Raw genomic sequence first — 25,224 nt, 5'->3', positions numbered from 1 at the left:
CGAGATAAGCCGCCCGCGCCCTCAGCCGGGCGGGTGGGGGATCGCGGAGATCAGCTCGCGGGTGTAGTCGGCCTTCGGGGCCTCGAGCACGTCTTGCGACGAGCCCTGCTCGACGATCGCGCCCTGCCGCATGACGATCACCCGGTCGCAGAGCAGGCGCACGACGTGGAGGTCGTGGCTGACGAACAGGTAGCTCATGCCGAGCTTGGCCTTGAGGTCGTCGAGCAGGTTGAGCACCACCGCCTGCACCGAGACGTCGAGCGCGGCCGTCGGCTCGTCGAGGATGACGAGCTCCGGGTCGAGCGCGATGGCGCGGGCGATGCCGACGCGGGCCTTCTGGCCGCCGGACATCTGGTGCGGGAAGCGGTCCAGCAGGTCGAGCGGCAACCCGACCAGGTTCGCCAGCTGCTCGCAGCGCGCGCGGACGGCGCCTGCGCCCTTGAGCGCCCCCATCCGCATCAGCGGATCGGCGATGGCGCGGGACGCGGTGAAGCGCGGGTTGAGGCTGTCGGTCGGATCCTGGAACACCATCTGGATGCGCCTGCGATGGGGCGAGGAGGCGAAGCTCTTCGCCTGGATCGCGCCGATGTCGTCGCCGCCGAGCGTGATGTTTCCCGACGTCGGGTCGAGCAGCCGCATCACCATCATCGAGGTGGTTGACTTGCCGCAGCCGCTTTCGCCGACGAGCCCGAGACTCTCCCCGCGCCGGATCTCGAAAGAGATCCCGTCGACCGCCCGGAACGGCTTTTCGGGTTCTTGCGCGGCTCCCCGGCCAAACATCTGCGCCCCGGACTTCGTCACGCCCTGCCGCGGATACTCCTTCACGAGGTTCTGGACCTTGAGCAGCACCTCGCCCGAAACAGCGGCGGGCGGGTTCGGCGCGGCGGCGACTTCGGCCGGCAGCAGGCCGCGCAGCGTCGAGCCTGGGCGCGGCGTCGCGCACATGAGCTTCTGGGTGTAGTCGTGCTTGGGCGCGGCGAAGACGTCGCGCGCGGCGGCGGTCTCCACCACCTCGCCCTTCTTCATCACCACGACCTTGTCGCAATAGGCGGCCGCCAGGCCGAGGTCGTGGGTAATCAGGATCGTGGACATTCCGCGGGCGCGGGTGAGCTCGGTGACGAGGTCCATCACCGCCTTCTGAGTGGTGACGTCGAGGCCGGTCGTCGGCTCGTCGGCGATCAGCAGCTGCGGCCGGCAGGCGAGCGCGAGCGCGATCACGATGCGCTGGCACATGCCGCCCGAGAGCTCGAACGGATAGGCGTGGTAGCGCTCCTCCGGCCGCGCGATCTTAACCTGTTCCAGCATCTCGATCGCCTTGGCGCGGGCGTCCATGGAGCCCGCCTGCGCATGGCGGCGCAGCACGTCCTCGATCTGTCGGCCGACCTTGCGGATCGGGTTCAAGGCCATCCGCGGGTTCTGGAAGATCATCGAGATCTCCCGGCCGCGGATGTCGGTCATCTGGGCTTCGGTCGCGCCTTTGAGGTCGAGGCCGGAAAAGGCCACCGACCCGCCCGCGATGCGCCCCGCGCGGTCGAGGATGCGCATGACCGCATAGGAGGTCACGGACTTGCCCGAACCGGACTCGCCCACGATGCCGACGGTCTCGCCTTTGGCGACCTCGAGGTCGACGGTCTTCACCGCCTGAACCGTTCCCCGACGGGTCGCGAACTCGACCGTGAGAGCCTTTACATCGAGCAGAGCAGTCATCGTGTGCGCCCTCCGGAAAGTGGCTGGGACAAACGGACTGCGTGCTTCGAGACGGCGCTCCGCGCCTCCTCAGCATGAGGAGGGTGTTTGGCTCCCCAACCTCCACGATCCTCATGCTGAGGAACGGCCCGAAGGGACGCGTCTCGAAGCACGCAGGACATCTCGCGCGACCCTCCCATCATGTCCTCCGCTGGGGGTCGATGATGTCGCGCAGGCCGTCGCCGAGCAGGTTGAAGCAGAACACCGAGATCATCAGAGCAAGGCCCGGAAACAGCGCGATCCACCACTCGCCCGAGATGATGTAGCCGGCGCCCTCCGCCACCATGATTCCCCATTCGGGCGTCGGCGGCTTCACCCCGAGCCCGATGAAGGAGAGGCCCGCGGCGTTGAGGATCGCGTAGCCCATGGTGAGCGACATCTGCACCGCCATGATGGGCATGATGTTGGGCAGGATTTGGCAGAGCAGGATGCGCATCTCGGAATTGCCGGTGAGGCGCGCCGCCTGCACGAAGCCTGCGTCGCGGCGCACGTTCGCCTCGGCGCGGGCGATCCGCTGGTAGAGCGGGAAGTTCACGATCGCGGTCGCGATGACGATGTTGGTCACCGTGTTGCCGAGCGCCGCCACGATGCCCATGGCCAGCACGAACAGCGGGAACGCCATGATGGTGTCGCTCACGCGGCTGATCAGCCGGTCGGTCCAGCCGCCGTAGAAGCCCGCGCAGATCCCCGCGAAGCCGCCGAGCGCGAAGACCAGCGCGACCGAGGAGACCGCGATGACGAGATCGAGCCTAGTCGCTACCAGCACGCGGCTGAAGATGTCGCGGCCGACCTGGTCGGTGCCGAACCAGTGCGCGGCCGAGGGCGGCTGCAGCGCCGCGGCCGTGTCGGAGGCGAGCGGGTCATAGGGCGCGAGCGCCGGACCGAGGATCGCCGCGAGCAGGATCACGGCGAACAGCGCGAAGGCGAAGCCCGTGACCGGGTTTTCGGTCACGACGTAGCGGGCGTGGCCGAGCGTGGCTGAAAGCCCAGTCGCCGGCCGGGCCGGCGCTTCGGAGACCGCGGGAGACGGCGTCGCGGATGCGTCGATGGCGCTCATGCTTCAAGCCTCACGCGTGGGTCGATGACGCCGTAGGCGAGGTCGATCATCAGGTTGAGGGCGACGTAGAGCAGCGCCATGGCGAGCACGAAGCCCTGCACCGGCGCATAGTCGGACTGGATCAGGGCCTCGACCGCGAAGGAGCCGATGCCGGGCCAGGCGAACACCTTCTCGACCAGCACGTTGGCGCCGAGCAAGAAGGAAAAGACCATGCCGAGGGTGGTGACCACCGGCAACATCGCGTTGCGGAAGGCGTAGCGCAGAATGACGGTGCGGGAGTTGAGCCCGCTCGCCCGCGCGGTGCGGATGAATTCCGACGACAGCACCGACAACATCGAGGCGCGCGTCATGCGGGCGATCGGCGCGAGCGCGAACAGCGCCATGGTGGAGGCCGGCAGGATCAGCTGCGCGACGGTGGCGCGGAACGTGTCGAAGTCGCCCGCCAGCAGACTGTCGATCAGGAAAAAGCCTGTGACGTGGGGCGGGGCGACCGAATAGAGGTCGAGCCGGCCGACCGGGGCCGGGGCCCAGCCGAGCCTGTAGTAGAAGATGCAGACGAACAGCACGCCGGTGAAGAACACCGGCAGCGAGACGCCCGCGGTCGTCACCACGCGGCAGAGGTGGTCGATCCACGACCCCTCCTTCACGGCCGCCAGGATGCCGAGCGGAACCGCGATCAGAATCGAGAGCGCGAGCGCCGACAGCGTCAATTCGGCGGAGGCCGGCAGGCGCGAGGCGATCTCCTTCAGCACCGGCTGGCCGGTCGAAAGCGCGTTTCCAAGGTCGCCGCGGGCGAGGTCGCCGAGATAGCGCAGGAACTGCTGCGGCAGCGACTGGTCGAGCCCGAGCGATTTCCGGATCTGCTCGATCGAGGCGGCGTCGGCGGTGGGGCCGGCGAAGTACGCCGCCGGGTCGCCCGGCAGCACGCGGGTCAGCAGGAAGGTCACGACCACGACGCCGATCAGCGTCGGAACGATCGTCACCAGTCGTTTGAGCGTCGCGCGCAGCATGGGCGGCTCCCTCGGCTTCAAGCGCTGCGGATCTTCATGATCCGCGCGGGCATGCGGATGCGTTCGGGCGAGACGGCCCGTGGCTCATCGTCTGTGCGGATGCATTTCGGGCGCCGCGCGTCGAACCCGCCGGCGCCTCAGGCGCGAGGGGTCAGGTCACGACCTTGCCCATCGTCCGGTAGTCGAGCTGGCGATGGAACCAGTAGGCGTAGCCGCCGACCGATTTCTGCATCGCGACGTTGAGATAGGGCTGGAACAGCGGGATCCGCGGAACCTCCTCATAGGCGATCGCGATCATTGTCTTGATCGCCGCCTCATAGGTGGCCGCGTCGCCCGAGGCCGCCGCCGCGCGGGCGGCGTCGACCTCCTTGTCGAGCGCAGGGTTCTTGTACGCCATCGTGTTGAAGACGGCGTTCTGGCCGTGATAGGCCCAGAAGAAGAAGTATTCGGGATAATCGAGCCAGCCCGAGAAGAAGTTGATCATGAAGGGCATCGACTTCTTGGCCATCTGGCCGCGCCAGTTCGCGCCCGGGATCTTCTCGATCGAGGCTTTGATCCCGATCTGGCCGAGGCTCTCCTGCATCAGCACGGCGATCGGCTCGCCGATCGCGCCCTGGCTGACGTCGAAGGAAAGCGCGGTCGAAAACCCGTCCGCGAATCCGGCCTCGGCGAGCAGACCCTTGGCCTTCTCGACGTCGGTCCGGTAGGCGGTCGGGCGCGGCCAGACGAGGTCGTCGGGCGTGTTGGACGCCGCCCCGAACATCGGGTTGGCCTCGCCATACATCACCACGTCCATGATCTTCTGATACGGGACCACCCAGGCGATGGCCTGCCGGACCTTCAGATTGTCGAAGGGCGGCTTGGTCACGTTCATCTCGAGCGACCACATGCCGTTCGAGATCGGGTTCGAGGCGACCTTCACCAGCCCCTCGCGCTTCATCTCGGCGAAGTCCTTGGCGGGCAGGTCGAAAGAGACGTCGCAGTCGCTGCGCTCCACCAGCGCGCGCCGATTGCCGGAAGACGGGATCGTGCGCCAGATCACGCGCTTGAGCTGCGGCAACGGCCCGGACTTCCACGCGTCGAAGCGCTCGTAGACGACCTCGGTTCCCGGCGTCCATCGCGCGACCCGATAGGCGCCACCGCCCGCCGGGTTGTTCTTGGTGTAGGCGAGGCCCCAGGGGTCCTTCTCGGTCGCGTGCTTCTTCACCAGCGCCGAGTTGAACACCGCCGGCACGATCACCGCGAGATCCGGGATGGTCAGGGCGTCGGGCCGCGCGAAGGCGACGCGGAACGTGTGGTCGTCAACCACGGAGAACTGCTCGGGCTTCAGCAGGCTTCCGGCCGCCATCTGGACGGTCGGGAAACCGCCGACGCTGACCGCTCGGTCGAACGACCATTTGACGTCTGCGGCGGTGACGGGCGTCCCGTCATGGAATGTCGCGTCCTTGCGCAGGAAGAAGGTGACGCCCTTGGCGTCGGCCTCCCAGCGCTCGGCGAGCTCCGGCGCGATGACGTCCTTGTCATAGCCGCGCGAACCGTCGGGCAGCGTCTTGATCCCGTAGGTGACGAGCCGGTCGTAGCAGTTCCAGGCCGCCTCATATCCGGCGCGGTTCGTTCCGACGCCGTGGATGTCGAGATTGTTCGGCCCATTTTCCGAGATCAGCGCGAGCGTTTCGTCGCGCGACAGCGCATGAGCGAGGCGCGGCGCGGCCGTCGCGAGAAGGCCGCCGGCGGTCAGGGTCGAGGCGGCGCTGAGGAAATCGCGTCTGTTCATCGACCGGGCGCTCCCCTTCAAGAACAAGCATGACCTGCGCCCAGATATTGCATGCAATTGTCATTTTCTGCATGCACAAATGACGGTCATGCCTGTTCAATAAGCGGCGCCGGTTCGCTGTCTTACTGTGCAGCCGCAGACGGCCGCAGCGCCTACGTCACTGGTCCGGCGCGCGCAGGCGGTATCCCACGCCCGTTTCTGTCAGAATGTAATGCGGTCGCTCGGGATCGGCCTCGATCTTCTGGCGGAGCTGGGCGACATGGACGCGCAGGTTCTGCACCTCGACCGACACGCCCCAGACCTGCCGGATCAGGTGGTCGTGCGTCAGCGCCCGCCCCGCGTTCTGCACGAACACGCGCAGGATCTCGTATTCGCGCGGCGTGAGCTTCACCTCGCGGTCGCCGAGCTTCACGATCCGGCGGACGAGATCGACCGAGAGCTCGCCCAGCGTGAACACCGCGCGCTCTCCCTGGATCTGCAGCCGATGCCGGAGCGCCACCCGGATGCGCGCCATGAGTTCGGCCGCGCCGAACGGCTTCGTCACATAGTCGTCGGCGCCGAGCTCGAGCGCCTCCACGATGCCAGTCTCGTCGGTGCGGCTCGACAGGATGACCACGGGGGTCAGGTCGCCGGCCGCGCGCCAGTCCCTCAGGAGATCCTGGCCGGAGACGTCGGGCAGGCCAAGGTCGAGGATGACGAGGTCGGGCGACGGCTTGCGCGCCATCCTTCGCCGCGCCTCCGCGCCGTTCGGCGCCTCCTCGACGTCGAAGCCCTGCGCGCCGAGACCGGTCCGCAGGAGCTTGCGGATGGGCGGCTCGTCGTCGACGACGAGGATCCGGATCGGGGCCGAGGTCATTGCAGAGCTCCGACCGGGGCCGCGCCCGGCAGCGAGATGGTGAAGGCCGCGCCGCGCCGGTCCTGGCGGTTCCCCGCCGTGATGGTCCCGCCCATGGCCTCGACGAAGCCGCGGCAGATCGCAAGGCCGAGCCCGGTGCCCGCGCGCACCCGGTCGCCCTTGGTCACCCGGTAGAACTTGTCGAACACGCGTTCGAGGTCGTCCTGAGGAATGCCCGGACCTTCGTCCAGCACCTCGACCACCACCCTGTCGCCACGCCCGCGCGTCGCCCGGATCGCGACGGCTGCGCCGTCGGCGTATTTCGCGGCGTTGTCGAGCAGGTTGAACAGCGCATGGTCGAACAGCACGGCGTCGACCTTCGCCATCGGCAGATCCGGTTGGATGTCGACCATGACGCTCCGCTCGCTCAGAAGCTTGCCAGCGCGCTTCAAAGCGGCGCCGACGAGGTCGCTCACGTCGTGCGGCCCGATGTTCGGCTCGAGCGCGCCGGATTCGAGCCGCGTCATGTCGAGCAGGTTCGCGATGAAGCGGTTCAGCCGGTCGGATTCCTGACGGATCGTCTCCAGAAGGTCGTCGGTCGCCGCCTCGTCCAGCAGCGACCGGAAGTCTTTCAGCGTCGAGCTCGCGCCCATGATGGCGGCGAGCGGCGTCCTGAGATCATGCGAGATCGAGGTCAGCAGCGCCTGGCGAAGCCGGTCGGTCTCGGCGGCGCGCTCGGCGACCGCGATGTCGGCCACGAGGGTCACGCGCTCGATCGCGATCGCGGCCTGGTCGGCGAGAGCGTCCATCAGGCGCTTCTGATCGGGGTTTAGCAGCGCGCCCGGCGCGTCGCCGTCGAGCCCCGCCACGCCGACGGCTCCGCGTGCGGTCCTGAGCGGCAGGAACAGGCGCTTTGCCCCCGGCAGCGTGTCGGCGCCGCGGCCCGCCGGCGTGTTGTTCTCAAAGGTCCATTTGGCGGCGGCGAGGTCGGCGGCGTCCAGTATGTCCTCGGGCGGATAGCTCGCGCCGATCTCCAGCCTTTCGCCGGATGCGTCCGGCAGCAGCAGCACGACGCGCAGATTGAGCATCGAGGCGATCTGGTAGGCGGTCGCCCACAGCGCGTCGTCGAGCGTGGTGACGCCCGCAAGCTTGCGGCTGAAGCTGTAGAGGGCCTCGGTCGAGCGCGCGCGGCGGCGCGCGGCCGAGGCCTGCCGGTTCACGAGGGCGGCGAGGTTCGAGACAACGAGCGCCACCAGCGTGAACAGAACGAGCGCCGACACGTTGGTCGGGTTGGCGACCGTGAGGGTGTAGGTCGGCGGCAGGAAGAAGAAGTTGTAGGCGAGAGAACCAGCGACCACCGCCGCAAGCGAGGGCCAGACGCCGAACCGCACGGCGACCACGACGATCGCGGTCAGGAACAGCAGGTCGACCGTCTCGACCCCGACCCAGGGCTCGAGCGCGAGCCCGAGCCCGAGCGCGACCGCCGTGGCGAGCAGCGCTGCGCCGAGCGAGGCGGCGGAGACCGGTTCCGAGCGCGTCGTTCTCAAGCCCTTTGAATCGGTTTTCGGCATCGCGCCCGCGGCGACGACGTGGATGCTGACGCCCTCCGAGCGCTCGATGAGCTCGGCGGCGGTCGAGCCCTGCAGCAGCCGCGTCCAGCGAGGCCGCGGCAACTTTCCGACGATGATCTGCGTGACGTTGCGCTCGCGCGCGAGGCTCAGAATGTCGTCGACGATCTCGCGCCGAAGCGCAGGCAGGATGACGGCCTCGCCCCCCAGCCGCTCGGCGAGCCTCAGCGCCTGGGCGACGCCGTCCTTGCTCTCCTCGGAGACGCGGCCCCCACCGGGCGCCTCGACATGGACGGCGAGCCACGGCGCGGCCAGGCGATCGGCCATGCGCTTGGCGGCGCGCACGAGGTTGGCGGCCTGGGCGCTGTCCTCGACGCAGACCATCACGCGCTCCCCTGCCGCCCAGGGCCCCGCGATCGCGTTCGCCCGCATGTGGGTGACGAGCTGGGCGTCGACACGCTGCGCCGTCCTGCGCAGCGCAAGCTCCCGAAGAGCGGTGAGATTGCCCTGGCTGAAGTAATGCGCGGTCGCCCGTTCCGCGGTTTTGGGAAGGTAGATCTTGCCGTCGTTCAGCCGCGCGATGAGGTCGCCGGGCGTGATGTCGATCAGCTCGATGTCGTCGGCGCGGTCGAGGATCGAATCCGGCACCGTCTCGCGCACCCGAATCCGGGTGATCTGCGCCACGATGTCGTTGAGGCTCTCGACATGCTGGATGTTGAGCGTGGTCCAGACGTCGATCCCTTCGTTCAGGAGCTCCTCGACGTCCGACCAGCGCTTGGCGTGGCGCGAGCCTTCCGCGTTGGTGTGCGCGAGTTCGTCGACGAGCGCGAGCTCCGGCCGGCGCGCGATGAGGGCGTCGAGGTCCATCTCGTCGAATGCGCGCCCGCCCTTGGCTGAAGGTCGGCGGGGCAGGATCTCGAGGCCCTTGAGCAGCGTCTCTGTTTCGGCGCGCCCGTGGGTCTCGACCACGCCGACCACGACGTCGCGTCCGGCCGCCTCGGCGGCGCGGGCCTCGGAAAGCATCTCGAAGGTTTTGCCGACGCCGGGCGCGGCGCCGAGGAAAATCTTGAGGCGGCCCGGCGTCTCGCGACGGGCCGTCTCAAGAAGGGCGTCCGGAGACGGCCGCCGGTCCTCTCCGTGTTCTGACGTCATGCCTTGCTCGGGTCGTCTGCGTGCTTCGAGACGCCGTCCTGTGGACGGCTCCTTAGCATGAAGAACGTCTCGGCTTAGGCCTCTTCTGCGCGTCCGGCATTTTCAACACCCCTCATGCTGAGGAGCCCGCCATCGGCGGGCGCCTCGAAGCACGCAATTCGCCGCTCTCAGATCGTCACTGCGAGCCGACCTTGTCCAGCGCGAGGTTGAGCGCGAGCACATTCACCCGCGGCTCGCCCAGCAGTCCGAACGTCCGCGGCTCGACGCTCCGCTCCACGAGCGCCTTCACCTGATCGGCGGGCACGCCGCGGGCCTTGGCGACGCGCTCGACCTGGAACAGCGCCGCCTCGGGGGAGAGATGCGGGTCGAGTCCGGACGCCGAGGCGGTCACGAGGTCCATCGGCACGGGGCTCGACGGGTTCTGAGCCTTGCGGGCCTCGACGTCCGCCGACACGCGCTCGATCAGCGCCTTCGAGGTCGGCCCGTAGTTCGAGCCGCCGGAATTCGCCGCGTTGTACGGGACCGAGATCGACTTCGACGGATCGGCCGGGTCCGGGCCGACGGTCGCGGAGGGCCGGCTCTGGAAGTAGCGGTCGGTGGTGAAGCTCTGGCCCATGATCGAGGACCCGATCACCTTGCCGTCCTGTTCGACGAGGCTTCCCAGCGCCTGCCTCGGGAACGCGACCTGCGCGATCCCGGTCATTGCGAACGGATAGGCGACGCCGGTGAGGAGGGTGAAGGCGCCGAGCAGGACGAGCGCGGGGCGAAGATGGTTCAGCATGGTCAGCGCTCCTTCACGCAAGGCCGATGGTCGTGATGACGACGTCGATGAGTTTGATGCCGACGAAGGGCGCGACGAGGCCGCCGAGTCCGTAGACCAGCAGGTTCCGTCGCAGCAGCGGGCCGGCCCCGATGGCGCGGTACTTCACGCCCTTCAGCGCGAGCGGGATCAGCGCCACGATGATGAGCGCGTTGAACACGATCGCCGACAGGATCGCGCTCTGGGGCGTTTCGAGCCCCATGACGTTGAGCGCGCCGAGCTGCGGATAGACCGTGACGAACAGCGCCGGGATGATGGCGAAATACTTCGCGACGTCGTTGGCGATCGAGAAGGTGGTGAGCGAGCCGCGGGTCATCAGCAGCTGCTTGCCGATCTCCACGATCTCGATGAGCTTGGTCGGGTCGCTGTCGAGGTCCACCATGTTGCCGGCCTCGCGGGCCGCGACCGTGCCGGTGTTCATCGCGACGCCGACGTCGGCCTGGGCGAGCGCGGGCGCGTCGTTCGTCCCGTCGCCGCACATCGCCACCAGCTTGCCCTTGGCCTGCTCGTCGCGGATGAGCTTGAGCTTGTCCTCCGGCGTCGCCTCGGCGAGGAAGTCGTCGACCCCGGCCTCCGCGGCGATGGCCGCCGCGGTCATCGGGTTGTCGCCCGTGATCATGACGGTGCGGATGCCCATGCGGCGAAGCTCTGCGAAGCGCTCGCGGATGCCGCCCTTGACGATGTCCTTGAGGTGGATAACGCCGAGCAGCCGCCCGTCGCGCGCGACCGCGAGCGGCGTGCCGCCGGCCTTGGCGACGCGCTCCGCGATGTCGCGGATCTCCTGTTCGGCCTTCGTGTCGACGTTCACGCTGAAGGCGCGCGCGACGTTGGAGCCGTATTCGGCCATGGAGGCCGGCTCAGCCACATATTTCAGCACCGCGTCGACCGCGCCCTTGCGCACGGACGAGATGTCCATGTCGACGCCCGACATGCGGGTCTGGGCCGTGAACGGCACGAAGGTCGCCTTCAGCGAAGCCATGTCGCGCTCGCGTATGCCGTATTTCTCCTTCGCCAGCACCACGATCGAGCGGCCTTCCGGCGTCTCGTCGGCGAGCGACGCGATCTGCGCCGCGTCGGCGAGTTCCTGCTCGGTGACGCCCGAGATCGGGATCATCTCGGCGGCCTGGCGGTTGCCGAGCGTGATGGTGCCGGTCTTGTCGAGCAGCAGCGTGTCGACGTCGCCAGCTGCCTCGACCGCGCGGCCGGACATCGCCAGCACGTTGAAGCGCACCAGCCGGTCCATGCCCGCGATGCCGATCGCCGACAGCAGCGCCCCGATCGTGGTCGGGATCAGCGTCACGAACAGCGCCACCAGCACGATCACGCCGATCTCTCCGCCCGCGTAAGCCACGAAGCTCGGGATCGACGCGACGGCGAAGATGAAGATCAGCGTCATGCCCGCGAGCAGGATCGTCAGCGCGATCTCGTTCGGCGTCTTCTGGCGCTGCGCGCCCTCGACGAGCGAGATCATGCGGTCGAGGAATGTGGAGCCGGCGGCCGCCGTCACCCGCACGCGGATCATGTCGGACAGAACCTGCGTGCCGCCTGTGACCGCCGAGCGGTCGCCGCCGCTCTCGCGGATGACGGGGGCGGACTCGCCGGTGATCGCGGCCTCGTTGATCGAGGCCATGCCCTCGATCACCTCGCCGTCCGCCGGGATGATCTCGCCCGCCTCGACCACGACGACGTCGCCCACTTTGAGGCTGACGCCGGGGACACGCCTCACCTGACCGTCGGCCGCGACGAGATAGGCCTCGGTCTCGCTGCGGGTGCGGCGAAGGCTGTCGGCCTGCGCCTTGCCGCGCCCCTCCGCGACGGCCTCGGCGAAGTTCGCGAAGATCAACGTGAACCAGAGCCAGAGGATGATCTGGAACGAGAAGCCGAGATCGGCGCCGCCGGTCGCGACGTCGCGGACGAAGATGATCGTGGTGAGAAGCGCCACCACCCAGACGGCGAACATCACCGGGTTCTTGATGAGGGCGCGCGGGTCTAGTTTTTTGAAAGAGGCCGAGATCGCGGGCCCGACGATCCCGGGCGCGAACAGGCTTGAGGTTGCGTTTCTGGACATCTTGGTTGCTCTGGCCCGGTCAGCGCCAGGCGGGTAAGGAAAACTTCGGCTGTGGGAGCGAACTGCGTGCTTCGAGACGCCGCCCTCGGGGGCGGCTCCTCGAGCCATGAGGGAGGTTTTGCTCTCCCAACCCTCCAACGGTCCTCATGCTGAGGAGCCCGCCGCCTTCCGGCGGGCGTCTCGAAGCACGCAGCACCGTCTGGTTCCGTGTCATCGCGGCCTGCCTCAGAAGGTCTGGCCGGCGAGCATGGCGAGGTGTTCGACGATGGGTCCGAGCGCGAGCGCCGGGAAGAACGTGAGGCCGCCGACGATCAGCACGACGCCGACCAGCAGGCCGACGAACAAGCCGCCATGGGTCGGGAAGGTGCCGGCGGAGGCGGGCGCGGCCTTCTTGGCCACGAGCGCGCCGGCGATCGCCATCACGGGGATGATCATGAGGTAGCGGCCGACCAGCATCGAGACGCCGCCGGTGACGTTGTACCAGGGCGTGTTGCCCGTGAAGCCGCCGAACGCCGAGCCGTTGTTCCCGACGGACGACGAGTAGAGATACATGATCTCCGAGAAGCCGTGGGGACCGGCGTCCTGCACGCTCGAGACGCCGAAGGGCGCGACCGTCGCGATCGACATGAAGCCAAGGATGAAGAGCGGCAGCACCAGAATGCCGAGCAGCGCGAACTTCACCTCGCGCGCCTCGATCTTCTTGCCGAGATATTCGGGCGTGCGGCCGACCATCAGCCCCGCTACGAACACCGCGACGATCACATAGAGCAGCATGCCGTAGAGGCCCGAGCCCGCGCCGCCGAAGATGACTTCGGAGAGCTGCATCAGCACGAGCGCCATCATGCCGCCGAGCGGCGTCAGGCTGTCATGCATCGCGTTGACGGAGCCGTTGGAAGCGGCCGTGGTCGCGACCGACCAGAGGCTGGAATTGGTCACGCCGAAGCGCACCTCCTTGCCCTCCATCGAGCCGCCCGAGAGGCCGAGCGCGTGGAGCAGCGGATTGCCGGAGCCTTCCGCCCAATAGGAAACGGCGACGCAAGCCAAAAACACGACCGACATGGCGGCGTAGATCGCCCAGCCCTGCCGCTCGTCCTTCACCATCCGCCCGAACGTGACGCAGAGCGCCGCCGGGATCAGCAGGATCGACAGGACCTGGATGAAGTTCGAGAGCGGCGTCGGGTTCTCGTACGGAACGGCCGAATTCGCGTTCCAGAACCCGCCGCCATTGGTGCCGAGCTGCTTGATGGCGATCTGCGAGGCCGCCGGGCCTTGAGAGAGCGTCTGCTTCGCGCCTTCGAGCGTCGTGGCGTCGACATACGCGCCCATGTTCTGCGGCACGCCCTGCCAGACGAGGAACAGTCCGACGAGGATCGAGAGCGGCATGAGCACGTAGAGGGTCGTGCGGGTCAGATCGACCCAGAAATTGCCGACCGTCTTCGCAGAGGCCCGCGAAAACCCGCGGATGATGGCGAGCAGCAGCGCCACGCCCGTCGCGGCCGAGACGAAGTTCTGAGTGGTGAGGCCCACCATCTGGCTGAAGTAGCTCAGCGTGCTTTCGCCGCCGTAGTTCTGCCAGTTGGTGTTGGAGACGAAGGAGATCGCCGTGTTGAAGGCGAGCTCCGGCCCCATGGCGGACATGCCCTGCGGATTGAGCGGCAGCACATCCTGAAGCCGCAGGATCGCGTAGAGCAGGACGAAGCCCGCGGCGTTGAACACGAGCATGGCGACCGCATAGGCGATCCAGCTCTGCTCGGTTGTCTCGTCGACGCCCGCGAGGCGGTAGAAGCCGCGCTCGACCGGGCCGAGCATGGGGGTAAGAAAGGTGCGTTCGCCTTCGAACACGCGCGCCATGAAGCGCCCGAGCAGAGCCGCGAGCGCGGTCAGGATCGCGAAATAGATCGCGATCTGCAGCCAGCCGTTGATGGTCATGATTTTGGTCCGTCAGAACCGCTCGGGGCGGATCAGCGCGAAGGTGAGATAGCCGAGGAGGCCGGCCGTCACGATCGCCGCCAGCGCGAAGTCGAAGGTCATGGGGAGCGCCCTCACAACCGGTCGCAGGCGAAGCAATAGCCGGCGGTCAGGGCGAAGAAGCCCCCCGCCAGTCCAAGCATGACAAGATCAAGCATCGTACGTCTCGCGCTTATGGTTGCGCGCAACGTCTCGCCGATCGGCGACGACTGTGCGCGTACGACCGCACAGATGTCATCAACGCCATAAGCGTTCGAGACGGGAGGCGAGGGTGTTTTATAAAGATCGTATAAAGCTTTGCTGGACCGGCCGGCGGAGCCCGTCTGCGGAGACGGCTCAGGCGGTCACGGCGTGCCGGGCCGCGGGCGACGTCTCGCCGAGATCGATGATCCGGTCGGACGCCCGGATGGTCTCGGGGCGGTGGGCGATGACGATGCGGGTCGTGCGCGTCTCCGCGATCGCTGCGTTGACCGCGGCTTCACGCGCGACGTCGAGATGGCTCGTGGCCTCGTCCATCAGCAACAGGCCTGGCTCGCGATAGAGCGCGCGGGCGATCAGCACGCGCTGCTTCTGGCCGCCCGAAAGCACCGCGCCCATGTCGCCTGTGAGCGTGCCGTAGCCCATCGGCATAGCGGCGATCTCGTCATGCACCGCGGCGAGCTTGGCCGAGCGCTCGATCCGGCGCGCGTCGGGCTCGGCGGCGAAGAACGAGATGTTGTCGGCGATCGAGCCGGCGAAGAGCTGGTCGTCCTGCATCACCACGCCCATCAGCGAGCGGTGGCGGTCCGGCCCGAAGGCGCCGAGCGGCTCGCCGTCGATCAGGATCTGGCCGTCGGTCGGCTCCAGAAGGCCGGCGAGCAGCTTCATCAGCGTGGTCTTGCCGCAGCCCGAGGGGCCAACGATCGCGACCCACTCGCCGGCCTCGACGCGCAGGTTGAGGTTCTTCAGCACCCAGGCGTCGTTCGGCCCGTAGCGGAACGAGAGGTTCCTGGCCTCGATCGAACGCGGCCGGCCGCGCTCCTGCGGTTCGACGACGGCGCGGTCGCGCTTTTCGGGCGTCGTCAGCGCGATGTCGGCGAGGCGCTCGGCGTGGAGGCGCAGCATGCGCAGGTCGACCAGCCGGTCGGTCAGGTCGCTGACGCGGCGCACGAACATGTCCTTGTAGGAGATGAAGGCGACCAGCAGGCCGACGGTGAACGCGCCTTCCAGCACCTGCAGGGCGCCGAGCCAGACGACGAGGAGCGCGAGCCCGCCGATCAGGAACATGTTGGCGGTGCGGAACAGAAGCTCGAGCTTCTGCTCGGTGAGGCGCCGGTTCATGGTCTCGACCAACAGGTTGAGCCAATGCGCGCGGCGGTCGTCATAGCCGTTGAAGAGCTTGATGGCCGAGACGCCCCGCATGGTCTCGAGGAAATGACCGTCGCGGCGGGCGGACCAGATGATCGCCTCGGAGGCCGCCTGCCGGAGCGGAGCGTAGAGCGCGATGCGGAGCGCGACGTAGAGCGCGGCGCCGGCGAGCGCGACGAGCGTCAGGCCCGGCGCGAAGATCAGCATCAGGGTCAGCGTCACGGCGCACATCAGTCCGTCGAGCACGCCCACGACGAGCTCGGTGGTGATCGCCTGCAGGATGGTCTCCTGCGAGCCGAAGCGGGACATGACGTCTGCGACGTAGCGCGTCTCGAACCAACTCGGCGGCAGGTTGATGAGGTGGGAGAACAGGTTGGCGCGCGCCTGAACCTTGAGCTGCGCGCCGAGCGCGATCACCGTCCAGCCGCGCATCGCCGAGACCGCCGTCTGGACGACGAGCAGCAGTCCGAAGCCGAGCACGAGCGTCGTCAGCAGGTCGCGGTCGGCCGTCACCAGCGCATGGTCGATGACCCAGACCATGAACAGCGGCGCGATTAGCGCGAGGATCTCCAACCCGAGCGCGAGCACGAGCAACAGGCCGAGGGAGCGCTTCACCCCGTGGAGCCGCCCGAGCAGCGAGCGGATCTTGATCCGCGGCGGCGGCGCGCTGGTCTCGAAGCCGCCGGTGGGCGAGAGCTCGAGCGCGACTCCGCTGAAACGCCGCGAGGCTTCCGCGATCGGGATCCGCCGGCGTCCGACCGCGGGATCGTGGATGACGATCTCGTTGCGGCCGACGCTTTTGAGCACGACGAAATGGTTGAGGTCCCAGTGCAGCACGCAGGGCAGGCGCAGCAGCGAAAGCTCGTTCATCTCGAGCCGCACCGGGCGCGAGGCGAGGCCGATCTCGTCGGCGATGCGCACCAGCTCCTTGAAGCTCGCGCCGGTGAGCGAAAGGCCGAAGCGGCGCTTCAGCTCGGTCGGGCCGACCCGGTAGCCGAACCAGCTCGCCACCATGGCGATCGACACCAGCCCGCATTCGGCGGCTTCGGTCTGGAGCACGACGGGGAGGCGGCGGCCGAAGCCGAGGTTCAGGCGTTCGACGAGGCTCATGACGGCGTCCTCCCGGTGAGGGCGTAGAGGGGATCGAGCATCCATTCGAAGAGGCGGCGGCGCTCGATTTCGATGTCGGCCTCGAGCCGCATGCCGGCCTGGAGCGGGATCGGCCTGCCATAGGCGGTCACGTCCTGGCGGTCGGGCGCGACCTCGATGCGGTAGACCGGCTCGTCGGCTCCGATCAGCCCGGTGAGGCCTGCGAGCTGCGGCGGGAGCTCCGCGGGGCTGACGGCCGAGCGCGAGACGCCCGTGACGACGCCGCGATAGAGGCCGAACTTCTGGTAGGGGAACGGCTGGTAGCGAAGGAGCACGGTCTGGCCCTCGCGCACGAAGCCGATGGCGCGGCTCGACGCGAAGAGCTCGGCGACGAGCTTCGAGCCTTCCGGCACGATCGAGAGCAGCGGGGCCTCCGCCCCGACGCCGCCGCCGAGCGCGCCGCGCACCGCCGTCACCACGCCGTCCTGCGGCGCGGTGATCACCGCCTCGCGGCGGCCTTCCGCCTCGGCGAGCTCCTGCGAAAGAGCCGAGACCTGGCGGACGATCTCGCCGAGCTTCGCGTCGCGGGCGAGCGGGGCCTCGCGGGCTTGGGCCTCGGCGGTCAACCGCTCGCGCTCGTTCTCCAGCCGCTCGCGTTCGAGGCTCTGGAGATCGGCGGCGATCCGCAGGCGGTCGCGCTCGGCCTCCTGAACGGCGGGCTCGGTCGAAAATCCCTTCGAGCGGAGCCCGGCGATCCGGTCGCGCGCGTCGTCGGCGATCGCCATGCGCGAGCGCTGGAGCGCGATCTCGTCCGAGAGCCGCTCGCCCTCTCGAACGAGAACCGGGATGCGTTCGCCGAGCGCCCGCTCCTGCAAGGCGTGGAGCCGGTCCTGCCGGTCGCGCTCGAGCTTGAGGCTCTCCCGGCGGCTCTGGAGCTCGGCCACGGCGGCCGCATGCGTGCGGCCGATGGCGGCGCTTTCGAGTTCGGTCGAGATCAACGCCAGCGGATCGCCGCGGCGCACTGCGTCGCCTTCGCGGACATGCAGCTTCACGATGCGGCCGGCCTGCGGCGCGAAAACGCGGGCCATGCCGGAGTCCGGCGCGAGCCAGCCGGCGACGCGCGACTTCTGGGTGTGGCCGCCGAAGGTCAGCAGCGCGATCACGCCAGCGCCCGCGAACGCCGCGAACGCCGCGAACAGGACCGCGGAGATCCCCGGCGCGACCAGCACGGAGCCGAGCCACTGGGAGCGCTGCTCCTCGACCGCCTCGGCGCGGAAGAGATCCGCCGATGTCTCCCTCTCCCCGGAAGGGGGAGGCGGCGGAGGGGCTGCGGCCATCTCCGGAGCCATGGCGAGATTGGCGGCGCGCGCGGCCATCACTCGACCGCCTGAAGCTCGCGCACCTTGAGCGCCACCTCGATCATCCGCGTGACCTTGCGGACGTGAAGCACCTTGGCGATGCGCGGATCGAAATAGTCCTTCAGCAGCGGCGGGCGCGCGGCGCGGCAGTAGAACTCCGGCGCGCCCACGACCGTCTCGCAGGCGACGAGGCGAAGCTCGTCGCGGCGCGTCACGGTCTGGATCGCGCAGACCGCATGGGTGACGCCGAGCGAGCGCAGCGCATAGGCGCGGTGATAGCCGTTCTGCAGGATCAGCCGCCCGTCGGCCTCCACCGCGTGCAGGAAGTTCGAACCGTATCCGATCGCGACGCCGACGAGCGCCATCACCGGATCGGCGACCGCGAGATCGCGCGCCTCCACAGGGGCCAGCAGCGAGGGTTCATGGGCGCGGAAGTCGGTCGACTCGGAAGAGAACAGCCAGCGCCCGTCGTCGAGGCGGCGCATGTCGACCGGCGCCTCGGCGCGGTCGACGTTCTGGCAGAACCGGAAGAGCGCCTCGGGCGTCGGAGTCGGTCCGAGGCCGCGCGCCAGCCCTTCGGCGAAATCGAGCGAGACCGACAGCTGGCTCACCACGAGCCTGTCGAGCTCGACGAGCGCGAGCCTGACGGGGAGCTCCGCGAAGGCCTGCGCGAACCGCGGCTCGGCGAAGAGGCGCTCGGCGAGCGGCGCGCAGGACGGATCGATCTCCCGGATCTCGATCTCGTCCGCGGCGCCGGCCTCGGCGGTCTCGAGATCGTAGTAATGGTCGTTGGCCGCCCTCCATTCGTCCACGAGCGCCCGGACGTCGGCCTTGTGGCCGTCGACGGCCTTCTCGCGCACGAAGTCGAGATAGTCCTGAAGCTGCGGCTGCCCGAGCAGGCGCACGCGGCGGCGCAGCGCGACGTGAGGCTCGGCGAGAATGGGCTTCGCGTAGGTCATCGGATCGGCTCGGGAGTGGGAAGACGGGAAGGGCGGGGCTGGAAGGCGCCGCCGCCGCGGTCCGCGCCCCTTGAGGGCGGGAACAGAGCGCGGATCGCCGCGGCGGCGGCGGTCGCAGGGCGGGAGCTAGCCTCGGCGCTTCGCCTCAGCCGGCCCCGCCCCGCAACGGCCGTCAGTCGCGGGTGTCGCGGCTCTTGCGGCTCTTCTTGCTGCGGCTGCGGCGGCTCTTCTTGCTCTTGCGCGAGCGGTCACGGCCGCCGTCGTCGCTCCGACGGCCCTTGCCGCCGGCGCCGTAGACATGACCGAGTTCTTCAACGGTGAGGTCACGCATCTCTGTTTTCCTTCTTCTCTGTCAGGGCTCCGGCGTTGGCCTGATCGGCTTTCCGCCGCCCTGGTTGAAGAACGAGACGCGTCGGGGGTTTATTCCCGGGCCTTCCAAAAAACGTCGCAGACGATCGCTTTCCTTTTAGTTCTGCGGAGCTTGCGGCGCCTCAAATGAAAACGGCCCCGCTGTTTTGCGGGGCCGCGATCGCTTTCGGACAAGGTCAGGCCGCGTTTACAGACGCGCGCACTGATCCTCCTTGTTCCCGTCGACGTTGTTCTTGCCGCCGATCGGGGCGGGGCTGTTTTCCTTGCACTGCAGGTTTCCATCGATCCGGTTGCGCTTGATTTTGAGCTCGCCGGAGTTCTGGAACGCCTGCACGTTGCCGCGAACGTCGTTGCGGGTGATCTTCATGCCGCCGTTGAGCGTCTCGAACTGGATGTCGCCGTCGACCCGCGTGTCGGAGACCACGGCGCCGCCGCCCTGCTTGATCTGGATCGAACCGCCGACGCGGCTGTCGTCCTCGACCGTGACCTTGCGGTGGTTCTCGGCCTGGACGTTGCCGACGACGTTCACGTCCTCGGCGACCAGCGTCGCGCCCGAATTGACCACGATGTTGCCCTTCACCTTCGTGCCGGTGAGCGTGCACTTGGCGTTCTGCGGCACGACGAGGTTGTCGACCGTGACCGAGCCGATGGCGCCGCGGCAGACGCGCTCCTCGGCGAGCGCGGGGGCGGCGACCAGCATGGCGAAGCCGGCCGCGAGCGAGAGGCGGAGAGAGGATGACCGCTGCATGGGTTCGTTCCTTCGTTGACGGCGGCCGGTTCGGGCGTCGTCTCCCCCCGGCCTGAGGGTTCGAGGCGCGCTTTCGCGCCGGGAGCCGCTGCTTAACGAAGACGCGAGCGGATCTATTCCGCGAGATACGAGTCCGTGATCATCGATTTCGTGATTTTGACTCCATCGAATATCAATACTGCGAGATGTAAAGCTTATTGACAGCCGCTGACGGCGTCTTGACAGAAATTTATGCTTTCGACGGCGATGGTCGTCTGTCTGAATTTCTTATGTATGACTTATGCGGATTATGCGGCGATCCGCCCGCGGGCGTCGAGTCCGCGCCCGAGCGCGAACAGCCGCACTGCCTGTTCGGTCGCGTCGCGCACCAGACGGCGGGCGTCCGCCACCGCCTCGTCGAGCGAGCAGGGCCGCGTCAGGATCGAAAAATACGCGTCGACGCCGACCGAGAGGGTGGAGGCCGCGCCCTGTCCGACCGTGCCCGCGAGCGCGATCACCGGCAGCTTCCATGACTTCGCCCGGCGGGCGATCTCGGCCGGCGCCTTGCCGTACGGGGTCTGGCCGTCGAGGCTTCCTTCGGCGGTGATGACGAGATCGGCCTTGGCGAGATTCCGATCGAGATCGATATAGCGCATCACGACGTCCCAGCGCGGATGCAGCGTCGCGCCGATCAGCGCGTGGAGCCCGGCCCCGAGCCCTCCGGAAGCGCCCGAACCCGCCATGCCGTCGAACTCGACGCCGACGTCGCGCCGCACGACCGCGGCGAACGTCTCGAGGCCGGACGAGAGCGCCTCGGCCTGGGTCGGCGTCGCTCCCTTCTGGGGACCGAAGACTCGCGCGACGCCGCGATCGCCGAGCAGCACATTGTGCCAGTTCACCGCGACGTCGATGTCGACGCCCGCGAGCCGCGGGTCGCGGCCCGACAGATCGACGCGCGCGAGCGCGCCGAGCGCGCCGCCGCCGCGGCCGATCTCCCGGCCGTCCGCGTCCAGCAGCCTGACGCCGAGCGCCTGCGCCATGCCGGCGCCGGCGTCATTGACGCCGCTGTCGCCGCAGCCGATCAGGATCTTGTTCGCCCCGCGATCAAGCGCCGCGCGGATCAGTTCGCCGACGCCGTAGCTCGTGGTCGCGGTCGGGTCGCGCATGTCGCGCGGCACCAGCCGCAGACCGGCCGCGGCCGCTATCTCGATCACCGCGACGCGCTTTCCCGCGCCGCCCATGAAGCCCACGAAGGCGTCGACCGGGCGGCCGACCGGGCCTGTGACCACCACCGGCTCCATGGTCCCGCGGGTCAGCGCAACCAGCGTCTTGGTGAACCCTTCGCCGCCGTCGACCATCGGCGCGCGGAGGATTCTGGCGCTCGGAGCCGCGGAGGCGACGCCGCCCGCCATGGCCTCGATGACCTCGGAGACACCGAGGCTTTCCTTGAAGCCGGACGGGGCGAGCAGCACGCGAATGGGCCGGATCGACATGGGAAGGCTCCTTGGTCAGCGGGTCGGGGGTGGGTCAGTCGGCGAGGTCGAGGCCGAGAAGCGGCCAGACGACGCCTGCGAAGAGGGCGATGAGGATGAGCTGAAGGGGCAGGAGAACCGCGCCGAGGCGCAGGAGATCCGCCGAGCCGAAGGTTCCGCCCGGCAGCTGGCCGAAGAGGGCGACGGGCTTGGCGCTCACCATCAGCAGCTGGCAGAAGCCGGTGGCGGCCACGAGCGTCAGCATGGCGGCGAGCGTCGAGACGCCCGCGGCCTCCGCCGCCACCAGCGCCGGCGGCAGCAGGACGGCGACGCGGGCCGTGCGGCTGTGGATCACGAGGTGGGAGAGCAGGCCCGCCAGGGCTATGGCGAGCAGCCAGGCGAGCGGCGGCAGGCCAAGGCTCTGGAGCGGGTCGAGCGCGGCCTTTGCGGCGGCCTTCACGAGGCCGGATTCGTCGAGCCCTTCGGCGATCACGACGGTGGCGGCCATGAAGAGGATGAGCGGCCACTCGACGCCTTTGACCGCCGCCTTGAAGTCGACGCCGCCGAGGCCGGGCGCGGTGACGGCGCAGGCGCCGATCAGCGCGACGACCGTCTCGTCAGTCCCGTGCAGCGGCTTGGTCAGCCAGCCGAGGAGAACCGCGCCGAGGATCGCGAGCACGGGGCCGGCGCGACGGTCCGGGACGGTCTCGGCGACAACCGGCGCGGTGAAGGCCGCGGACCGCTCTTGCCGAGGCACGAAGCGGCGCAGCACGGCCTCGGCCGAGAGGAAGCTCGAGGCGGCGGCGAAGGGCAGGCCGTAGAGCGCCCAGCTCAGGAAGCCGATCTCCCCGTCGCCGATTTCGTCGAGGATCTGCGCCGCGAGCGCGTGCGCGCCGGCCCCGGTGAGCGAGGCGAAGGCCGAGAGCAGGATCACGGTCGGAAACAGCAGCGCGAGCGCGCGGCGGGCCTCGGGGCCGCGGGCTTCGGCGATCCGCTCGTAGATCGGGACCATCAGGGCCGCGCGACCCGAGGTGGAGGGCGCGACGAAGGCGCTCGCCAGCATTACGGCGGTAAGAGCGTGGAACGCGCCCCGCGTCGTGCGGGCGCGGGAGAGCGCCAGGCTCGCGAGGCGGTCGGTCAGGCCCGTGGCGCGGGCGGCTGCGGCGAGCACGAAGGCCGCGAGCATGAGCCAGACGATCTCGTCGCCGAGCGCCTCGAACATCTCGTCGGGCTCGTCGAGCACGAGAAGCGCCATGGCGAGCGCGGCGGCGAGCGCCACGAAGGCGTCGTCGAGCTTGGTCAGCGTCCAGCCGATGAGCGCCAGCAGGAAGATCTGGAGCGCGCGGCGGGCCTCGGCGTCGAGGCCGGAGGCGACGATCTCGACAAGGGCGACGGCGACGAGGGAGGCCGCGAGCGCAGGCTTCGCGCGGAGCCCCGCAAGGGCCTTCGCAAAAGCTCCGCCGTCCCTGTCCTCTCCGAAAACGATCGCCGGCATCGGCTCCTCCCATCGGGTTCGGGAGGAAGAACGGACGCGGGCGGAAGGTTATTCCCGGAGAGCGATCAGGTATTTCCTGATGGGCGACAGAACCGCCGTCGTCATCCCCCGGTTCATCCGGGGGATCCACGCCAAATGTTTGACCGCCGCGCATCGGACCGGCGGATGCCCCGGATGAACCGGGGCATGACGAACAGGTTCGCGGCGACGCTCCCATCCCGGCCTTGAGCCGGGACCCAGAACCGATGCGAATTGGAAGTTCGGCGACAAGCCGGGGAGCGATGTGGTCGACTGTCTCGGTTTTGGGTCCCGGCTCAAGGCCGGGACAGGAGCGCGCCGCCCGCCTTCACCGCCCCGCGCTGAGCGCGGCGGTCGTCGGGCAGCCCTTGGCGCTCGTCAGCGCGCCCCAGCCGTAGATCGGGTCGCGGCCCGGCGCGCCGCGGTCCTCGACATGGCCGGCGAGCGCCTCCACCACCTCCTCGATCGGCGTCTCGCCGCCGCGGGCGCGGATCGCCGACAGCGCGGCGGCGACGAGCGGCGCGGCGTAGGAGGTGCCGGAACGCGTCTTGCCCGGGTTCAGCGCGGCGTCCGGAAGTTCAAGCCGCACGCCCGGCGCCGCGAAGGCGACGTGCTCGCCGCGGCCGGCGCGCGAATAGGGCTGGCCCTTGGCGTCGATCGCCGTCACGGCGATCGCCCAGGGGTAGGCGGAGGGAAACCGGGGCTTGGACTTCGGCCCTTCATTGCCGACCGCCGCCACCATCAGCACGCCGTTCTCCGCGGCCTTCTTGCCGGCGCGGTCGAGGAGCTCGTTGGCCGGGCCCGCGAGGCTCAGATTGACGACTCCGACCTTGCGCTGGACCAGCATGTCGATCGCGGTCACGAGGTCGAACACGTCCGCCTTGTCAGCGCCGCCGGCGCGGTGGAAGGCGTCGACCGCCACGATGCGCGCGTCGGGCGAGGGTTCGCCGTCGCCTGCGAGCAGGATCGCGACCTCGGTGCCGTGCGCGGGCGAAGACGGCTCGCGGCCGTCGCCGCGCGACACCAGCGTCTCGATGGCGCGGCCCTCGAGCGCGCGGTGGCCGGAGTCGACCCGGGTGTCGATCATGCCGACGAGGCCGCGCGCGCCGCAGGCCGCCACCGCCCACTCGTCGCGGCGATAGGGAAAGCAGGTTCCGGGCGCGCAGCCCTCGCGGGCGTTCGGCCGATAGATCGCGTTGACGTCGACTGTCGCGCCGCTTGCGAGCTCGGCGATCCGGGCGCGGGCCCGGGCGTCGGAGAGGTTGCGCGGCGGGGCGAGGCGGACGGTCGCCTCGGGCAGGATCTGCAGCCGTCGCTCGGCCAGCACCCGGAAGCCCGCGGCGCGGATGCGCTCGAGCGCCGCGGCGTCGACGCCGGAGGCCACGATTTCGGGCCGTATGCGAGGCCGCGGGGCCGGCCGCGCGGCGCGGCGCTCGCGGGGCGCGGGCCGGTAGCGGGGAGCAGGCTCATAATCATCGTCATCGTCATAGGAAAAGCGCGGGACGAAGCGCCCGCCGCGGTCGTCGTCGTCATCATCGTCGTCGTCGTCCGCAAGGGCGGGCGAGGCGAGGAACGTCGGCGCCCCGTGGTCGAGCGCGGCCTCGAAGGCGGTCCAGGGAACGAGGGCGATCAGCCCGAGGGCTGCGAGGCGAAACCGCGGGATCATGGGCCGGGACCTTTCGCGTGTCGGGCGATGCGCCGGAAACGTTCGGGGCCCTCAACCTATTCCGCGTGGGCGGGGAAGCCCGGTCGCAATTTCGTGACCCCCTCGTCCGGAGTTCACGGAATAGACCGGCCGATCGATGCGTTTTCCGCGACATGAGGACGTTTGATGCCATCGTCGCCCTTCGCCGAGGAGCTGGTCGCGCTTCTGCCGCGCCTGCGACGCTTCGCGCGTTCGTTGTGCGGCGACGCGACGCTCGCCGACGACCTGGTGCAGCTCGCCTGCGAGCGGGCTCTGAAGGCGCAAGACACGTTCGAGGAGGGCACGCGGCTCGACGCCTGGGCCTTCCGCATCCTGCGGAACGTCTGGCTGGACGGGATCCGCAAGAAGAAGAGCGAGGGCGTCTCCGAGCCTGTCGAGGACGCCGTCGAGCTTTCGGGAGAGGACGGACGGCGCGTCGCCCACGCTTCGCTCGCCGCTTCCGCGGTGTTCGAGGCGATGGCCCGGCTCGCGCCGGACCACAGGGAGGTCCTGACGCTCGTCTGCGTCGAGGACATGAGCTACCGCGAGGCCGCCGAGAAGCTCGGCGCGCCGATCGGAACGGTGATGAGCCGTCTTAGCCGGGCCCGGAGGGCGCTCGGCGAGGCGCTCGGGCTTGCGGACGGCGAGAGTCCGCTCGAAGGAGCAGAGGCTGGCGGGTCATGATGACCGGCGATACGAGGACCGGCG

Annotated in this window: 19 protein-coding genes; 1 reads left to right on the top strand and 18 read right to left on the bottom strand. The window is 69.1% G+C overall.

Features of this window, described 5'->3' with window-relative positions; translation table 11 throughout:
- Positions 1-21: 21 nt before the first annotated feature.
- The 18 genes from ACFOWB_RS19290 to ACFOWB_RS19205 form a co-directional block, all read right to left on the bottom strand.
- Positions 22-1,707 carry a dipeptide ABC transporter ATP-binding protein gene (locus ACFOWB_RS19290; protein WP_261402030.1) on the bottom strand — a complete coding sequence of 562 codons (1,686 nt, stop codon included), beginning with the start codon at positions 1,705-1,707 and terminating at the stop codon, positions 22-24.
- Positions 1,708-1,885: 178 nt separating this feature from the next.
- Positions 1,886-2,803 (bottom strand): ABC transporter permease, encoded by a 918-nt coding sequence (locus tag ACFOWB_RS19285; protein ID WP_261402031.1) that lies wholly within the window; start codon positions 2,801-2,803, stop codon positions 1,886-1,888.
- Positions 2,800-3,813 carry an ABC transporter permease gene (locus ACFOWB_RS19280; protein ID WP_261402032.1) on the bottom strand — a complete coding sequence of 338 codons (1,014 nt, stop codon included), beginning with the start codon at positions 3,811-3,813 and terminating at the stop codon, positions 2,800-2,802. The genes ACFOWB_RS19285 and ACFOWB_RS19280 overlap by 4 nt, the downstream gene beginning before the upstream one ends.
- Before the next feature lie 151 nt (positions 3,814-3,964).
- A complete protein-coding gene (locus ACFOWB_RS19275; RefSeq protein ID WP_261402033.1) occupies positions 3,965-5,587 on the bottom strand; it encodes an ABC transporter substrate-binding protein in 1,623 nt (540 codons plus the stop codon).
- A 157-nt stretch (positions 5,588-5,744) separates the two neighbouring features.
- Positions 5,745-6,443 (bottom strand): response regulator transcription factor, encoded by a 699-nt coding sequence (locus ACFOWB_RS19270; RefSeq protein ID WP_378148862.1) that lies wholly within the window; start codon positions 6,441-6,443, stop codon positions 5,745-5,747.
- Complete coding sequence (locus ACFOWB_RS19265; protein WP_378148861.1) at positions 6,440-9,142, bottom strand: DUF4118 domain-containing protein; 2,703 nt, start codon at positions 9,140-9,142, stop codon at positions 6,440-6,442. The genes ACFOWB_RS19270 and ACFOWB_RS19265 overlap by 4 nt, the downstream gene beginning before the upstream one ends.
- Positions 9,143-9,317: 175 nt before the next feature.
- A complete protein-coding gene (locus ACFOWB_RS19260; RefSeq protein WP_261402034.1) occupies positions 9,318-9,923 on the bottom strand; it encodes a K(+)-transporting ATPase subunit C in 606 nt (201 codons plus the stop codon).
- 13 nt (positions 9,924-9,936) lie between these two features.
- Positions 9,937-12,030, bottom strand: coding sequence for a potassium-transporting ATPase subunit KdpB (kdpB, locus tag ACFOWB_RS19255; protein WP_378148860.1), 2,094 nt, complete (start codon positions 12,028-12,030; stop codon positions 9,937-9,939).
- Between the two features lie 225 nt (positions 12,031-12,255).
- Positions 12,256-13,959, bottom strand: coding sequence for a potassium-transporting ATPase subunit KdpA (gene kdpA / locus ACFOWB_RS19250; protein ID WP_261402035.1), 1,704 nt, complete (start codon positions 13,957-13,959; stop codon positions 12,256-12,258).
- Between the two features lie 12 nt (positions 13,960-13,971).
- On the bottom strand, positions 13,972-14,061 hold the full coding sequence (locus tag ACFOWB_RS19245) for a K(+)-transporting ATPase subunit F (protein WP_261402036.1): 90 nt from the start codon (positions 14,059-14,061) through the stop codon (positions 13,972-13,974).
- Between the two features lie 273 nt (positions 14,062-14,334).
- Positions 14,335-16,455, bottom strand: a complete 2,121-nt coding sequence (locus tag ACFOWB_RS19240; protein WP_378148859.1) for a peptidase domain-containing ABC transporter — start codon at positions 16,453-16,455, stop codon at positions 14,335-14,337.
- A complete protein-coding gene (locus ACFOWB_RS19235; protein WP_378148858.1) occupies positions 16,452-17,810 on the bottom strand; it encodes an HlyD family secretion protein in 1,359 nt (452 codons plus the stop codon). The genes ACFOWB_RS19240 and ACFOWB_RS19235 overlap by 4 nt, the downstream gene beginning before the upstream one ends.
- Positions 17,810-18,751, bottom strand: a complete 942-nt coding sequence (locus ACFOWB_RS19230) for a hypothetical protein (RefSeq protein ID WP_261402039.1) — start codon at positions 18,749-18,751, stop codon at positions 17,810-17,812. Before ACFOWB_RS19230 ends, ACFOWB_RS19235 begins: the two co-directional genes overlap by 1 nt.
- A 172-nt stretch (positions 18,752-18,923) precedes the next feature.
- Positions 18,924-19,082, bottom strand: coding sequence for a hypothetical protein (locus ACFOWB_RS19225; protein ID WP_261402040.1), 159 nt, complete (start codon positions 19,080-19,082; stop codon positions 18,924-18,926).
- Positions 19,083-19,307: 225 nt separating this feature from the next.
- Entirely contained in the window at positions 19,308-19,868 is a 561-nt protein-coding gene (locus tag ACFOWB_RS19220; RefSeq protein ID WP_261402041.1) for a hypothetical protein, read from the bottom strand.
- A 287-nt stretch (positions 19,869-20,155) separates the two neighbouring features.
- Positions 20,156-21,340 carry a glycerate kinase family protein gene (locus ACFOWB_RS19215; protein WP_378148857.1) on the bottom strand — a complete coding sequence of 395 codons (1,185 nt, stop codon included), beginning with the start codon at positions 21,338-21,340 and terminating at the stop codon, positions 20,156-20,158.
- 34 nt (positions 21,341-21,374) lie between these two features.
- Positions 21,375-22,814: an SLC13 family permease gene (locus tag ACFOWB_RS19210; RefSeq protein ID WP_261402044.1), complete on the bottom strand. Its 1,440-nt coding sequence runs from the start codon at positions 22,812-22,814 to the stop codon at positions 21,375-21,377.
- Between the two features lie 346 nt (positions 22,815-23,160).
- On the bottom strand, positions 23,161-24,498 hold the full coding sequence (locus ACFOWB_RS19205; protein ID WP_378148856.1) for a S8 family serine peptidase: 1,338 nt from the start codon (positions 24,496-24,498) through the stop codon (positions 23,161-23,163).
- A gap of 165 nt (positions 24,499-24,663) precedes the next feature.
- Here ACFOWB_RS19205 and ACFOWB_RS19200 point away from each other — a divergent pair, with 165 nt between their 5' ends.
- Positions 24,664-25,200: an RNA polymerase sigma factor gene (locus tag ACFOWB_RS19200; protein ID WP_261402047.1), complete on the top strand. Its 537-nt coding sequence runs from the start codon at positions 24,664-24,666 to the stop codon at positions 25,198-25,200.
- The last annotated feature ends 24 nt before the right edge of the window (positions 25,201-25,224 follow it).

The sequence above is a fragment of the Chenggangzhangella methanolivorans genome (assembly GCF_042648545.1).
In the GTDB taxonomy this organism is placed as follows: Bacteria; Pseudomonadota; Alphaproteobacteria; order Rhizobiales; family Methylopilaceae; genus Methylopila; species Methylopila methanolivorans.
Note: the sequence above shows the minus strand (reverse complement) of the source record. Positions and strands in the feature narration are given on the sequence as shown.